Source organism: Bacillus sp. FSL M8-0266 (assembly GCF_038613425.1).
Taxonomy (GTDB): domain Bacteria; phylum Bacillota; class Bacilli; order Bacillales; family Bacillaceae; genus Bacillus; species Bacillus pumilus.
Genome location: NZ_CP152015.1, coordinates 2727673 through 2742843, shown reverse-complemented (window position 1 = coordinate 2742843; position 15171 = coordinate 2727673). Strand labels below are relative to the sequence as shown.

Genomic DNA, 15171 nt, shown 5'->3' with positions numbered 1-15171 from the left:
TTGTTGTCTTTTAAGCAGGGTGGTACCGCGATATATATCGTCCCTTCGTTCATTCGAAGGGGCGTTTTTTATGTTGAATTGTAAAAAAAGGAGAATGAAATATGAGTCAATTGATGGAAGAGTTATCGTTCAGAGGATTAATTCAGCAGCAAACAGATGAAGAAGGTTTAACAAAATTATTATCGGAAGAAAAAATTAAGCTTTACTCCGGTTTTGACCCAACAGCGGACAGCTTACACATTGGTCACCTATTGCCAATTTTAACATTACGCAGATTCCAGGAAGCAGGCCATCACCCGATTGCCCTCGTTGGCGGCGCAACGGGACTAATCGGCGACCCTAGCTTCAAAAAAGCAGAACGTTCACTAAACCCAGCAGAAATCGTCGAACAGTGGTCAGATAAAATCAAAGGACAGCTCTCACAATTTCTTGATTTTGAAGCAGGCGAGAACCCAGCCGTTATCGTGAATAACTACGACTGGATCAGCCAAATGAATGTCATCACGTTCCTTCGTGATATTGGAAAAAACTTCGGTGTGAACTTCATGCTGGCAAAAGATATCGTCAGCTCACGGATTGAGACAGGGATTTCGTACACAGAGTTCAGCTACGTCATCCTGCAATCTTTAGACTTCTTAAACCTTTACAGAAATGAAAACTGTAAGCTGCAAATTGGCGGTAGCGACCAGTGGGGAAATATCACATCTGGACTTGAGCTGATCCGTAAGTCTGAAGCAGAAGGGGCAAAAGCATTCGGTTTAACGATGCCGCTTGTCACGAAAGCAGATGGCACGAAGTTTGGTAAAACAGAAGGCGGCGCCATCTGGTTAGATAAAGAAAAAACATCTCCATATGAATTCTACCAATTCTGGATCAACACAGATGACCGTGACGTCGTGAAATACTTAAAATACTTTACGTTCTTATCGAAAGAAGAGATCGCATCGTACGAAGAAAAAGTGCAAACAGCACCTGAAAAACGTGAAGCACAGCGCCGTCTAGCAGAGGAAGTCACGACACTTGTACATGGCCGTGAATCACTAGAACAGGCAGTCAACATCTCAAATGCGCTATTCAAAGGCGAGATTAAATCTCTTTCAGCCGAAGAAGTCAAAGTAGGCTTTAAAGATGTTCCATCAATGGAGAAAAGTAGCACAGAAGAGTTAACACTTGTCGATGTCCTTGTGGAATCAAAGCTGTCACCATCAAAACGTCAAGCACGTGAAGACATCACAAATGGGGCAGTTTCCATTAACGGAGAGAGACAAACTGATAAAGACTATGTCCTTTCAGCTGAAGATAGAATTGAAAACCAATTTACTGTTTTAAGAAGAGGGAAAAAGAAATACTTCCTTGTGAATTACAAATAAGAACGATGTGCAGCCGGCTGCGATAACCGGCTGCTTTTTTTATGCAACATGAGAGATGAGTGCTCTGTTAAGAGTCTATTAGACGTTAAAAGAGACTTAGTCTAGTCTTTTGGCATTGGCGTTTTAGAAAGTCAAAGGTGCTTTTTCAGTAATTATTTTCTATAAAATAAAGCAACAAACAGTGCCTTGTTCACTTTTCTGACATATTTTTCTTGTATAAAATAGAGTCGAATAAGATGAATTAGGGGGAATGAAAGTGATTTGTTTTAAGAAAAAGAGTTTGCAAATTCTTGTTGCCCTTGCCTTAGTGATAGGTTCAATGGCCTTCATCCAGCCGAAAGAAATTAAAGCGGCTGAGCACAATCCGGTTGTGATGGTGCATGGTATGGGAGGAGCGTCTTACAACTTCGCTTCGATTAAAAGTTACTTGGTCACACAAGGCTGGGATCGAAATCAATTATTTGCTATCGATTTCATAGACAAAACAGGGAATAACCGTAACAATGGCCCGCGTCTATCTAGATTCGTCAAAGATGTGCTAGGCAAAACAGGTGCCAAAAAAGTAGATATTGTGGCACATAGTATGGGCGGAGCGAACACGCTATACTATATTAAGAATCTAGACGGCGGTGATAAAATTGAAAACGTCGTCACACTTGGTGGAGCGAATGGACTCGTTTCACTCAGAGCATTACCAGGCACCGATCCAAATCAAAAAATTCTTTATACATCTGTCTATAGCTCAGCCGATATGATTGTTGTCAACAGCCTCTCGCGTTTAATTGGCGCAAGAAATGTCCTCATTCACGGCGTTGGTCACATCAGTCTATTAGCTTCAAGCCAAGTCAAAGGGTATATCAAAGAAGGACTGAACGGCGGGGGCCAGAATACGAATTAAAGGAAAAATGAAAAAAGACAGCGAAATGTGCTGTCTTTTTTGATGTTATTAGAGAGATTGTGACGAATAGATCATGAGAGAGGCTTTGATGGAGGAACGTGAAAGCAAAAGCATGCAGACGATGACGCAAAAGCTAAAGCTATATTTTTTAGGATACTTTCTTTATTTTTCATGCTCATTTTTCATCATCTATTTCATCTGGATGAATATCGTCAAATCAGTTCAAATGGGAGAGGTGATGTCTAACTGTACCTCGACCATCGCGGTATCTATTACATTCTTGCTAGTGTATGGTTTGTCTTGTTGATTCAAAAACAAGCAAAACATCATGAAGAGAAATAAAAGCATATACAAATGGATCACCATTCCTTACACTACATGTATTGGATAAGAATTTTCGGAGGTGGGCATTTGTGCAGAAGAATCAAAAAGCTTTAATCATTGTGGATGTACAGAAGGCATTCGAGCATGAAAAATGGGGAGAACGAAATAACCTTGATGCAGAGAAGAATATCAGTCGTCTATTGACGTTTTGGAGAGAGAAAGGCTGGAAAGTGATTCATATTCAGCATACAGCTGACAATCCGGATTCTTTATTTCATCCGGCAAATGAAGGGCATTGCTTCAAAGGTATCGCCAAACCGCTAGATGATGAAATGGTGATACAAAAGAAAGTCAACAGCAGCTTTATAGGCACAAACTTAGAGGAACAACTAAGATCAAACGAGATCGACACTGTTGTAATCGCAGGATTAACAACACCGCACTGCGTATCTACAACAACAAGAATGAGCGGCAATCTAGGCTTTGATACATTTCTCATTTCTGATGCATCTGCTGCCTTTGGACTAACAGATCAAAACGGTACATATTATGATCCCGAAATGATTCATCGGCTATCACTTGCTACATTGCATGATGAATTTGCTACTGTCATGACAACAGAGCAAATGATTAGTGATTTGATGGAAAAATAAAAAATCACACTTGAGAAAAACATGGAACAAAAGATCCTCTAGAATTCTAGGGGATTTTTTTTATGATAGATTTTATGGATTTGAACAGTTTCTAGTCATCATGAAAAAAATAGACAAATTTAGCGCAAAATTCAATCAAATTTTCATAAAAGGCTTTTGTCAGAGTCTAGCAAATGATGTTTATTCTACGCTTATCTTTATTCTTTGGATATTTAACTTATCTGCACGTATTTATAGATGTAACATATCTATAATGATAAAGGAGATGAATAACTAATGGGTTGTGATAAGTATAAAAAATGCCCTAAATGTAAACAGAAACTATCAAAATCAAATTGTTGCATCATTTGTGAAACAAAAGTAATTGTAGGACGAAGAGGATTACGGGGATTACGAGGGGTTCGAGGAGCCACAGGAGCGACCGGTCCAACAGGTGCAACAGGCACGGGCACAGGAGCAACGGGAGCCACAGGTGCAATCGGTCCAACGGGAGCCACAGGAGCGACCGGTGCAACAGGAGCAACGGGTGCCGCAGGAGCAACCGGTCCAACAGGTGCAACAGGAGATACGGGGGCTACAGGAGCGACCGGTGCAACAGGAGCAACGGGCGCCGCAGGAGTTACAGGTGCAACAGGAGCCACCGGTCCAACAGGAGATACAGGAGCAACCGGTCCAACAGGTGCAACAGGAGTTACAGGTGCAACAGGAGCCACCGGTCCAACAGGAGATACGGGGGCTACAGGAGCAACCGGTCCAACAGGTGCAACAGGAGATACGGGGGCTACAGGAGCCACCGGTCCAACAGGAGATACGGGAGCAACAGGAGCAACCGGTCCAACGGGTGCAACAGGAGCAACGGGTGCCGCAGGAGCCACAGGTCCAACAGGTCCAACAGGAGATACGGGAGCAACAGGAGCAACCGGTCCAACGGGTGCAACAGGAGATACGGGAGCAACAGGAGCAACCGGTCCAACGGGTGCAACAGGAGATACGGGAGCAACAGGAGCAACCGGTCCAACGGGTGCAACAGGAGATACGGGAGCAACAGGAGCAACCGGTCCAACGGGTGCAACAGGAGATACGGGAGCAACAGGAGCAACCGGTCCAACGGGTGCAACAGGAGATACGGGAGCAACAGGAGCAACCGGTCCAACGGGTGCAACAGGAGATACGGGAGCAACAGGAGCAACCGGTCCAACAGGAGCAACGGGTGCCGCAGGAGCTACAGGAGCGACCGGTCCAACAGGTGCAACAGGAGATACGGGAGTCACAGGAGCGACCGGTCCAACGGGTGCAACAGGAGATACGGGTGCCGCAGGAGCCACAGGAGCGACCGGTCCAACAGGTGCCGCAGGAGCTACAGGAGCGACCGGTCCAACAGGTGCAACAGGAGATACGGGAGTCACAGGAGCGACCGGTCCAACGGGTGCAACAGGAGATACGGGTGCCGCAGGAGCCACAGGAGCGACCGGTCCAACAGGTGCAACAGGAGATACGGGGGCTACAGGAGCGACCGGTCCAACAGGTGCAACAGGAGATACGGGAGCAACAGGAGCAACAGGTGCAACAGGAGATACGGGAGCAACAGGAGCAACCGGTCCAACAGGAGCAACGGGAGCCGCAGGAGCTACAGGAGCGACCGGTCCAACAGGTGCAACAGGAGCAACGGGAGTCACAGGAGCGACCGGTCCAACGGGTGCAACAGGAGATACGGGAGCCGCGGGAGCTACAGGAGCGATCGGTCCAACAGGTGCAACAGGAGATACGGGGGCTACAGGAGCGACCGGTCCAACGGGTGCAACAGGAGATACGGGAGCAACAGGAGCGACCGGTGCAACAGGTGCCGCAGGAGCGACCGGTCCAACGGGTGCAACAGGAGATACGGGAGCCACAGGAGCGACCGGTGCAACAGGAGCAACGGGTGCCGCAGGCGCAACCGGTCTAACAGGAGCCACGGGAGCCACAGGTGCAACAGGAGTAACCGGTGCCGCAGGAGCTACAGGAGCGACCGGTGCAACAGGAGCCACAGGAGCAGGGCTAGCTGAATTTGCATATGTATACAATCTAAGTGCTGAAACAGTAGCTTTAGAGGCCCCGGTGATTTTTGACTCAACTGGAATTATTACTTCTGGTATTACACATGCCCCTGGAACTTCTCAAATTATAGTCACCAATCCAGGAAACTACGAGGTTACTTTTTCAGTTTCTGGCGTAGAGCCAAATCAATTTACCCTATTTGTAAATGGAGGTCCTGTGACGAACACAGTTTATGGGTCAGGAGCTGGTACTCAACAGAATAACGGTCAGGCAATCCTCGCTCTAGCAGCGGGTGACACGCTTACTCTTGTAAACCATACTTCCGCAGCAGCAGTTACTCTTCAAACCCTAGCAGGAGGGACTCAAACAAACGTGAATGCTTCTATTATTATTAAAAAATTAGACTAACTTCAATGTGTAGAAATGCTTTTAGAAGTTTTGTCTGGTGCTCGTCTTGTGTATAGTCTGTTTTCTATATATGTTTTAAATTCATTTGTTCATAGGAGAATGCAAACAAAAAACCCTAGACCACCTTGAACAATCAAGGGATCTAGGGTTTGTTTGACCTCTCTTTGGAGAGTCATGAAATTAACGAGAGTAGAACTCAACGATTAGTTGTTCGCTGATTTCAGGCGCTAATTCAGAACGCTCTGGAAGACGAGTGAAAGTTCCTTCAAGCTTTTCAGCATCGAAAGTAAGGTATTCAGGAACGAAGCTGTTAACTTCAACTGATTCTTTCACAACTGCAAGGTTTTGAGATTTCTCACGAAGAGCAATCGTTTGACCTGGTTTCACAGAGAAAGATGGGATGTCTACACGGCTTCCATCAACAAGGATGTGACCATGGTTGACTAGCTGACGAGCTTGGCGGCGAGTACGAGCAAGGCCAAGACGGTATACTAGGTTGTCAAGGCGAGTTTCAAGAAGGATCATGAAGTTTTCACCTTGTTTACCAGGAAGTTTATCAGCTTTGTCAAATAGTGTACGGAATTGACGTTCGTTGACACCGTACATGTGACGAAGCTTTTGCTTCTCTTGTAATTGTAAACCATATTCAGATAGTTTTTTGCGTTGTCCTGGACCATGTGGGCCTGGAGCGTAAGGGCGTTTTTCAAGTTCCTTACCTGTTCCGCTTAATGAAATGCCTAAACGGCGGGAAATCTTCCAACTTGGACCTGTATAGCGAGCCATAATGTGACTCCTCCTTATTTGTTTTTATTTGTGAAAAATAAAAACCGTCTGTTCTTTGTCTTTTCCGTCATTATGTTTTCATGCATCCTCGCTCCAGCAGCAGGGAGTTACAAGATGCACCTTCATATAGAAGGAACAAAATGATACAAAAAAGCCGAACAAAAAGGCTGCCATATTTCACACAAATTCTATTATATGACGCTGGATAGGAGAAGTCAACCTATTTAAAGGGCAATGGCGATGCTTTGCGTCTGCGAAGAAAACAAAAAAGCAGACAATATGCCTGCTTTTTTGTAAGATTACGCATTTGTAGAGGCGGATAATGCCTTTTGGAGTACCTCGGTAAATTGAATTAAGTAGGTTTCATCTAATTCACTGAAACGGTCTTTCACGGGACTGTCAATGTCGAGCACCCCAATGATCTCTCCATTTACCTTGAGCGGAACGACAATTTCAGATTGTGATGCTGCATCACATGCAATATGTCCAGGGAATGCGTGCACATCAGCGATACGCTGGACTTCACCTGTTGCAAATGCAGTACCGCAAACGCCTTTTCCAGATGGGATACGCACACATGCAGGCAGTCCGTTAAACGGTCCGAGCACAAGCTCGCCGCCTTTAGCCAAATAAAATCCTGCCCAATTGACCTCTGGGAGTGAATGATACAATAGCGCCGCCGCATTTGCTAGGTTGGCAATTAGATCAGGCTCGCCATCTGTAATGGCTTCGACCTGTTTAACGAGCAATTGATAGTCTTTTGATGGATCGCCAGACTGTTTTTCGACATGAAACATGAAAATCTCCTACTTTCTATCTCAAAAATACATAACTTGCGTTTCGCATGTGGGATTTGTCGAGCAAATATAAAAGGAACTTCCGCCTTCATCTTGAAGTATGTACACATGAAGAGGGGTGAGCGGATGAAAGCATCAACAACCGTGCAAACAAAAGACCGTATTATTGAAGCTGCCATCAGACTTTTTAACCAAAAAGGATTTTCTGGAACCTCTGTCCGTGAGATTGCGAAGGAAGCAAACGTCAACGTTGCCCACATTTCTTATTACTTTCAAGGAAAAGGAGGGCTGCTTGAGCAGCTCGTATCCGATTTTTATGAAGGCTATATTCACATGATTGAATCACATATCCATCACATGGAAACTCGTCATGCAAAAGAATGCTTACTACATGTGGTTTTTGATATTTTATCTTATCAGCACAAGCACCGTCAATTAACCCGTTTCGTTTATCGAGAGGTGACGATTGATTCGACGCTCATTAGAGAAATTATGTCGACCTATTTAACGAAAGAAAAATATTTGTTTCAGCTCATCATTGAAAAAGGAAAAAGCACCCATGTGATTTGTGAGCAGCTCTCCATCTCATCTTTTATGATTCAGCTGAAATCACTACTCATGATGCCCTATTTACAGCCGCAATATTTAACGGAGGTGCTTTATTTAAATCCAAATGAGCCTTATTTCTATCAAATGTATTTTAAGGAACTGAGCCGCTCGCTTCATCATTTACTAGAACCAAAAAAGCCGGCATTAGATTCTCATTTAAAACTCATGATGTCTTCGAATTGATCATAAGCATATCCGAGATCTTCCGCTTGATGGGCATCAGACCCAAAAATGAGCGGAATTTTTTTCTGTTTTGCAAGATCAATCATCCATTGATCTAAATAGATACTTCTGGCATATGTTTTACGAAGACCTGATGTATTAAAATCTAAGGACATGCCTTTTTTTTCCGTTTCTTCAAGACAAAGGGTGACCTTTTGACAAAGTGCAGGTGTCATCTCAAATGGGAAAAGCTGTTTAAATTTCTGCACAAGGGTGATATGACCGATTCTATTTGGCTTATAGCGACCTAAAGATGATAGAATAGAAGAGTAAATTTGGTCATAGTAGCTTTGATAGACCTGTTCGATGCTGCCGTAGAGGCTTATTAGCTGCTGGAAGGCATGCTCGTCAAAATCAAGGCAAATATAATCATCGCAAGCAGGAAGAAAGTGAACAGATAAAATGCTATCGTCTAGTTCTGGACCATAGCAGTCTAAAAAGGCACTTGTTTCCTCTTCATACTCTTTGATATAGTCAACCTCAAGCCCAGTTTTTACTATTAATTGGCCTTTGTATTCCTGTTTCAACTGATCCAATTTCGTTATATACGATTCAAGTTCTTGGAGCTTCATGGCACTATCCTGCTCTGGTGTTGGATCATGGAACGATGGAGGCAGAGGGGCATGCTCGGTAAAGGTTATGGAATCAAATCCCTTTTTGATGGCTTTTTCAATATAAGAATGAAAAGAATCAAGCGAGCCGTGCGGGCAAAACGGTGTATGTAGATGTGCATCTTGCTTCAGCATGTCGTCACCTCTTGTCGATATTTTGAAAAACGTCATGTTTATCAGTGAAAATAATGAAAAATCATGACCAAAAATGCTGGTTACATGGTATCATAATAACAATGAAAACGACAGCTTCCGCATACATAAAAGCAGGTCACATGAAGACGTGTGATCAAATGATAGAAAGCACTCAAATACTTTCTTGAAAAACATACATACAACCGTGAATGGATGGTATTGGAAAACATACGATCCTGTTTATAAAAAAACAAATGCAAAGCGGACACGAAAGGGTTCTCAGGTCTACTCGGGACACTTTTACCCTGACATCACTTAGATCACAACAAGGGGGCTCATTATGGAGTTTATCATCGGTTTAATTGTCATTTTGCTTGCTTTGTTTTCAGTCGGTTATTTCCTCAGAAAAAATATATATAAAGAGATTGACCGATTGGAAGCATGGAAAATTGAAATTTTGAACAGATCAATTGTAGAAGAAATTTCAAAAATCAAACACTTAAAAATGACCGGAGAAACAGAGCAATTTTTTGAAAGATGGCGTGCAGAGTGGGACGATATCGTCACAGCCCATCTTCCAAAGGTAGAGGAGCTATTATATGACGCAGAAGAGTATTCTGATAAATATCGATTCTCCAAAGCCAAGCAGGTTCTAACGCATATTGAGGACTTGCTGAGTGCTGCTGATTCGAACATTGAAGACATTTTAAAAGAAATTGCAGACCTTGTCACAAGCGAGGAGCAAAATCGCAAGGACATTGAAAAGGTCAAAGAGCAATATCAAACGGTTCGAAAAAATCTACTTGCGTACAGCCATTTATATGGCACCCTTTATGACAAAATGGAGCAGGACTTAGATGAGGCCTGGGAAGGGATCAAGCAGTACGAGGAAGAAACAGAAAACGGAAACTACATGAAAGCAAGAAAGATTTTGCTTGAGCAAGACCGCAGACTCGACCAGCTACAACTATATATCAATGATGTACCAAAGCTTATTGCAGACTGCAAACAAACCGTACCAGGTCAGCTGACGAAGCTGAAAGACGGATATCAAGAAATGTCAGAAAAAGGATACAAATTGGAACACATTCAGATCACGAAAGAGCTGGAGACTTTAAACAAACAGCTTGCGAGGGCGGAAAAATTGCTCATTGATGAACTCAATTTAGAAGAGGCATCAAGCATTCTGCAAATGATTGATGATGCGATTGAGACGCTGTATGATCAGCTGGAGGCGGAAGTAGAGGCAGGTCAGGAAATCAAAAGCAGAATGCCTGAGCTCACAGAAGCATTCGAAAAGCTCGAGCAAGATCACACACAAACAAAGGCAGAAACGGCTCTTGTGAAAGAAAGCTACAAGCTGACAGCAGGAGAACTCGATCAACAGAAAGCATTTGAAAAACGTTTAGAAGAAATTGAAAAGCTGATGAAACAAATCCGTGAGAAGCTTGATCGTGATCACGTGGCATATTCATTATTAATGGATGAAATCAATCAGCTGGAGACCTTTATCGAAGATGCAAAAGCATTGCATGACACATTTAAAGGTCATCTCCAATCGTTAAGAAAAGAAGAATTACAAGCGAGAGAAACACTGGCTGAGCTCAAAACCATGCTGACAGATACAGTACGCCAGCTGCATAAAAGCAATATTCCAGGTGTACCTGCTGAGATGAAAGAGCGGGCTGAAAAAGCGCAGGAGATGATTCATCAAGTACATGAGCAGCTGGAAAACCTGCCGCTCAACATGCCGGCAGTAAATCAGCAATTAAAAGATGCCTCTGACACAGTCAGAAATGTTGTGGATGAGACAGAAGAAATGCTTGGTAAAGTGGATCAAATTGAACGAATCATTCAATACGGCAATCGTTTTAGAAGTCAAAACCATATTCTTTCAGAACAATTAAAAGAGGCTGAACGAAGATTTTACGCCTATGATTACAACGGATCATTTGATATAGCAGCAGCGGCTGTTGAAAAAGCATCACCCGGAGCTGTTCAAAAGCTGTTAGCTCAGCAAGAAAAAGAGTATCAGCATCAATAAAAAAGCTGAAGTCCTATCAATGGACTTCAGCTTTTTTTATATTATGACGCTTGTTTTTGACGCTCTTCTGAAGCAGAAGAAGTGAAAAGAGAGATTACAAATCCGATCACGATCCCAAGTATTGCAGGGACAATCCAGCCTATGCCAAGGTCATATAAAGGTAGTATTGATTGGAAGAAGTCTTTTATTGGATCGATTGGAAGTTTCGCAGCTGCTAAGCCGTCAAATAAGCTGACGCAGCCTGTTAAAATTAAAGAGAGAGCATATACAGGTCTTCTATGTCCAAGCCACTTATCAGCAAGTGACAAAGCAATGATCACAATCGCTAGCGGATAAATCGCAGTTAAAACTGGTACAGAGAAAGCGATAATATGAGCAAGTCCAAAATTCGAAATGATAAAACTGAATAATGTCACGAGTGTAACGACCATTTTATACGAAAGCTTAGGTAGTAACTTCGAGAAATACTCTCCGCATGATGTAACGAGGCCGATACTTGTTGTTAAACAAGCAACCGTAATCGCAGCACCCAACACAATATTTCCTAAACTGCCAAATAGGAATTGAGAAGACTGAGCCAAGATTTTACTGCCATCTCCAACAAAACCAATGGCGTGTGTACTTGAAGCGCCTAAATAAGCAAGAGATAGATAAACAAATGTTAATCCGCAAGCTGCAATCAGACCCGCTTTGATACAAGCAGATGTCAGTGCCTTTTTACTTGTCACACCGCGTCCTTTAATGGCGTTGATGACAACAACCCCAAACACAATAGAAGCAAGAGCATCCATTGTTTTATAGCCCTCTAAAAATCCTTTGAAAAATGACCCGTTGCTATAGGATACATCAGGTGTGCCAATGACGCCCATCGGCGTTAAAATGGCTTTGACAATAATAAGAAGAATAATCGTAAATTTAATCGGTGTTAACACTTTCCCTACACGATCTACAATCTTCGTTGGATTTAGAGCAAGATAATACGTAATACCAAAAAAGACAAGTGTGAATAAAAGAAGGGAGAGCCAAGCTGGTACACCTGCTAAAAAGGGTAATGCACCAATTTCATATGAAACTGTTCCTGTACGAGGAATAGCGAAAAGTGGCCCAATAGATAAATATAAAATGACGGTAAACGCTGTTCCAAAAGCTGGGTGAGCTTTATCAGCTAATCCTTTCGCATCTCGACCTGTCAAAGCGATTGCAATAATCCCTAGAAGAGGTAAACCGACACCTGTTAATAAAAATCCGCCCATTGCTTTCCATACATTTGTGCCAGCATATTGCCCAAGTTCTGGTGGATAAATCATATTTCCGGCGCCGAAGAATAGAGCAAATAACATAAAACCGATAATAACTGTATCTTTCGTCGACAATGTTGCCTTCATTGAATATAAAGCCTCCAATATTATGTTGAAATATTCTGTTAATTAGTTGCTAAAACCGTTCTTCATTAACATTCACTAATTATAAAGGATGTGCGTCTGATGTCAACATGTGTTTTCGTACAAAAGTCATGAATTTTTCTATTTTAGTATATGGAGGACAATGAAAAAACATCCCCTTCATCTTTGGAAGGGGATGTTTGAAGCATGATTATGATGCGAGCTGTTTAGGCGGGCTAGTAAACATAGAGATGAGTACGCCAATACCTGCGCCGATAATTGCTGGTACGACCCATCCAATGCCTAAATCGTAAAATGGAATGAATGCGTCTAAGAAGGCAGGCAAACCACCGAGATTGTATTTGGCAGCCAGTAAGCCGTCAATAATGGCAAAAAACCCAGTGAAAATCAGGGGTACTGCATAAATCACTCGTCTACCGTTAATCCAGCGGTCAAGGAATGACAATAAAATAATGACAATTGCCAGTGGATATATCGCTACGAGTACAGGGACCGATAGAGAGATGATTTGTGCCAGTCCAAGGTTTGCAACCAATGTGCTAAATAAAGAAACAATGAGTACGATTGTGCGATAAGAAAGTGCTGGGAAAAGCTTTGAAAAATATTCGCCGCATGATGAGACAAGCCCAACACTTGTTGTGAGACAAGCAAATAAAATGGCTACACCAAGGACAATGTTACCAGCAGAACCAAATAAAAAGCTTGCTGATAGTGAAAGCAGTTTGCCGCCTTCATTTGCCCCAACCATTCCGGTTGTATCAGGACTTGAAGCACCGACATAAGCAAGCGAGATATACACTAGTGCTAGTCCAACTGCTGCAACAAGGCCAGCTTTTATACAGGCCGCCGCAAGAGATTTGCGCTCTGTGATGCCTCTTTCTTTAACAGCTGTCACAACTACGATTCCAAATACGAGAGAAGCGAGAGCATCCATTGTTTTATAGCCCTCTAAAAACCCAGTGAAGAGAGGGTTTGCTTTATAAGTCGCATCAGGCGCACCGATCATTCCCATCGGTGTAGCTATGGCTTTAAATACAATAATCGCAATGACCGTTAATAAGATAGGTGTCAACACTTTGCCGATTCGATCAACAAGCTTTGAAGGGTTCAAAGCGAGCAGATACGTAATCGTGAAAAACACAAGGGTGAATAAGAAAAGCGGTACCCATGAAGAGGTTTGTGTTTCAGATAGAAACGGTGCTAATCCAATCTCGTAAGAAACCGTACCTGTTCGCGGGATAGCAAAAAATGGTCCTATGGATAAATACAGAATGACAGTGAAAATGGTTCCAAATATAGGATGGGCTTTATCCGCAAGGCTTTTTGCACCGGTACCTGTAAGGGCGATAGCAATAACTCCTAGAAGCGGAAGACCAACTCCTGTGAGTAAAAATCCACCGATAGCAAGCCAAACATTCTCACCTGCATATTGTCCAAGGACAGGCGGGAAAATCATATTTCCTGCGCCAAAGAATAATGCAAAAAGCATTAAACCAATGGCTAATGTCTCTTTTATACTTAAACTATTTTTCAAAATAGTTCCTCCTTATCCAATGTAATGTGCTAAATTTAAATATTCTGACAATTTAGGTGTTTATGTGCCAATTGCACTATGCATGATATAGTGAAAATGAAAAGTTGTCAACTGCCATTTTCAGAAAATTCTCTGTCTGACTTCATTATGGTAACATATAAATGCATTTATTTTTAAAGCTTTTTGTAAGGAGTCCAAGTATGATTTATCTCGATAATAGTGCAACAACAAAACCGTACCCTGAGGTTTTACAAGTATATCAGCAAGTGAGTGAACGTTTTTTTGGGAATCCGTCTTCGCTACATCAGCTCGGAATTGATGCGAGCCGCTTGCTAAGTGAAACGAGAAAACAAATCCTTCACTATACAGGTTTGAAACAATATGAGGTTATTTTTACTTCTGGTGCAACAGAAGCAAATAACATCGCCATTAAAGGAGCAGCTCTCGCCAAAATGAATCGGGGGAAACATATTGTGACAACAGCAATTGAACACCCCTCTGTCATCGAATCGTTTGAACAGCTGAAGGCTTTATTTGGTTTTGAAATCTCCTATATTCAAGTAAATGAGCATGGCCATGCAGATATGAATCATTTAAAAGAAGTGCTTCGTCTTGATACAGTGCTTGTCAGCATGATGCACGTCAATAACGAAACGGGTGCCATCCAGCCGATTGAAGAAGCTGCTGGCATGATTCGTGAGCATGCTGAAAATGCCCTATTTCATGTCGACGGGGTGCAGGGAATGTGCAGAGTAGCACTTGATAAACAACTGGATGTGGATCTTTTGACGATATCTGGCCATAAAATTCATGGCTTAAAAGGCACAGGAGCGCTCTTTTTAAAGAAAGGTGTAGTGCTCGCACCTTTTATCACAGGAGGAGAGCAGGAATTAGGCCTACGTTCAGGTACCGAAAACCCTGCTGGTGCTGTCAGCTTAGCAAAAGCCATGAAACAATCATTCGAACTGCTGAAAATACATCATGATGAAATGCTAAACTTAAAAACGCAGCTGCAAAAGCAGCTTGGAGAAATAGAAGGTATTGTCATCAGCACACCGCTGACGCAAAGTGCGCCGCATATTGTGAATTTTTCAGTGCCAGGTATTCAAATCGAGGTCCTTCTTCATATGCTTGAAAAAGAAGGCATGTATGTTTCGACAACCTCTGCCTGCTCAGCCAAGAAAAAGGAGCCAAGCCATGTTCTCCTAGCGATGGGGAAACCGGAAGAAGTGGCAAAAAGCAGTATGAGAATCAGTTTGACGTATGGACAAGGACCAGAACTAGCGCCGCAAATCATCACATCGATCGCACAAAGTGTGAAAAAATTAAAAGGAATGAGATAA

At 42.8% G+C, this 15171-nt stretch carries 12 protein-coding genes and 1 other annotated feature (1 of these 13 only partly in view); of the genes, 7 read left to right on the top strand and 5 right to left on the bottom strand.

Features of this window, described 5'->3' with window-relative positions; genetic code table 11:
• Positions 1 to 48 (top strand) — a binding site (T-box leader) (it extends 191 nt beyond the left edge of the window).
• Between the two features lie 53 nt (positions 49 to 101).
• From tyrS to MKY83_RS14075, 4 genes are all read left to right on the top strand, one after another.
• Complete coding sequence (gene tyrS, locus MKY83_RS14090; RefSeq protein ID WP_106065767.1) at positions 102 to 1370, top strand: tyrosine--tRNA ligase; 1269 nt, start codon at positions 102 to 104, stop codon at positions 1368 to 1370.
• A 250-nt stretch (positions 1371 to 1620) separates the two neighbouring features.
• Entirely contained in the window at positions 1621 to 2268 is a 648-nt protein-coding gene (locus MKY83_RS14085; RefSeq protein WP_065098612.1) for a triacylglycerol lipase, read from the top strand.
• A 413-nt stretch (positions 2269 to 2681) separates the two neighbouring features.
• Complete coding sequence (locus tag MKY83_RS14080) at positions 2682 to 3245, top strand: cysteine hydrolase family protein (RefSeq protein ID WP_106066878.1); 564 nt, start codon at positions 2682 to 2684, stop codon at positions 3243 to 3245.
• Between the two features lie 276 nt (positions 3246 to 3521).
• Positions 3522 to 5690 carry a collagen-like protein gene (locus MKY83_RS14075; RefSeq protein WP_342490532.1) on the top strand — a complete coding sequence of 723 codons (2169 nt, stop codon included), beginning with the start codon at positions 3522 to 3524 and terminating at the stop codon, positions 5688 to 5690.
• Positions 5691 to 5870: 180 nt separating this feature from the next.
• Here the strand turns inward: MKY83_RS14075 and rpsD are convergent, their stop codons facing one another.
• Together rpsD and MKY83_RS14065 are read right to left on the bottom strand one after the other, a co-directional pair.
• Entirely contained in the window at positions 5871 to 6473 is a 603-nt protein-coding gene (gene rpsD / locus MKY83_RS14070) for a 30S ribosomal protein S4 (RefSeq protein ID WP_003216816.1), read from the bottom strand.
• Between the two features lie 299 nt (positions 6474 to 6772).
• The gene (locus MKY83_RS14065) at positions 6773 to 7270 is read right to left on the bottom strand and encodes a GAF domain-containing protein (protein ID WP_065098609.1); all 498 of its coding nucleotides are present in this window, start codon (positions 7268 to 7270) and stop codon (positions 6773 to 6775) included.
• A 126-nt stretch (positions 7271 to 7396) separates the two neighbouring features.
• On the opposite strand from MKY83_RS14065, the gene refZ reads away from it, so the two are divergent.
• On the top strand, positions 7397 to 8062 hold the full coding sequence (refZ, locus tag MKY83_RS14060; protein WP_044139330.1) for a forespore capture DNA-binding protein RefZ: 666 nt from the start codon (positions 7397 to 7399) through the stop codon (positions 8060 to 8062).
• On the opposite strand, the gene hisJ is transcribed toward refZ, so the two are convergent.
• Positions 8032 to 8847, bottom strand: coding sequence for a histidinol-phosphatase HisJ (gene hisJ / locus MKY83_RS14055; protein ID WP_106066880.1), 816 nt, complete (start codon positions 8845 to 8847; stop codon positions 8032 to 8034). The two genes, refZ and hisJ, sit on opposite strands and share 31 nt — an antisense overlap.
• Before the next feature lie 340 nt (positions 8848 to 9187).
• On the opposite strand from hisJ, the gene ezrA reads away from it, so the two are divergent.
• Positions 9188 to 10891 carry a septation ring formation regulator EzrA gene (gene ezrA, locus MKY83_RS14050; protein ID WP_044139328.1) on the top strand — a complete coding sequence of 568 codons (1704 nt, stop codon included), beginning with the start codon at positions 9188 to 9190 and terminating at the stop codon, positions 10889 to 10891.
• Between the two features lie 41 nt (positions 10892 to 10932).
• On the opposite strand, the gene brnQ (MKY83_RS14045) is transcribed toward ezrA, so the two are convergent.
• Together brnQ (MKY83_RS14045) and brnQ (MKY83_RS14040) are read right to left on the bottom strand one after the other, a co-directional pair.
• Positions 10933 to 12276 (bottom strand): branched-chain amino acid transport system II carrier protein, encoded by a 1344-nt coding sequence (brnQ, locus tag MKY83_RS14045; RefSeq protein ID WP_217013066.1) that lies wholly within the window; start codon positions 12274 to 12276, stop codon positions 10933 to 10935.
• Positions 12277 to 12484: 208 nt separating this feature from the next.
• On the bottom strand, positions 12485 to 13828 hold the full coding sequence (brnQ, locus tag MKY83_RS14040) for a branched-chain amino acid transport system II carrier protein (RefSeq protein ID WP_342487430.1): 1344 nt from the start codon (positions 13826 to 13828) through the stop codon (positions 12485 to 12487).
• Positions 13829 to 14028: 200 nt separating this feature from the next.
• Between brnQ (MKY83_RS14040) and MKY83_RS14035 the strand changes: the two genes are divergently transcribed.
• Positions 14029 to 15171 (top strand): cysteine desulfurase family protein, encoded by a 1143-nt coding sequence (locus MKY83_RS14035; RefSeq protein ID WP_342487429.1) that lies wholly within the window; start codon positions 14029 to 14031, stop codon positions 15169 to 15171.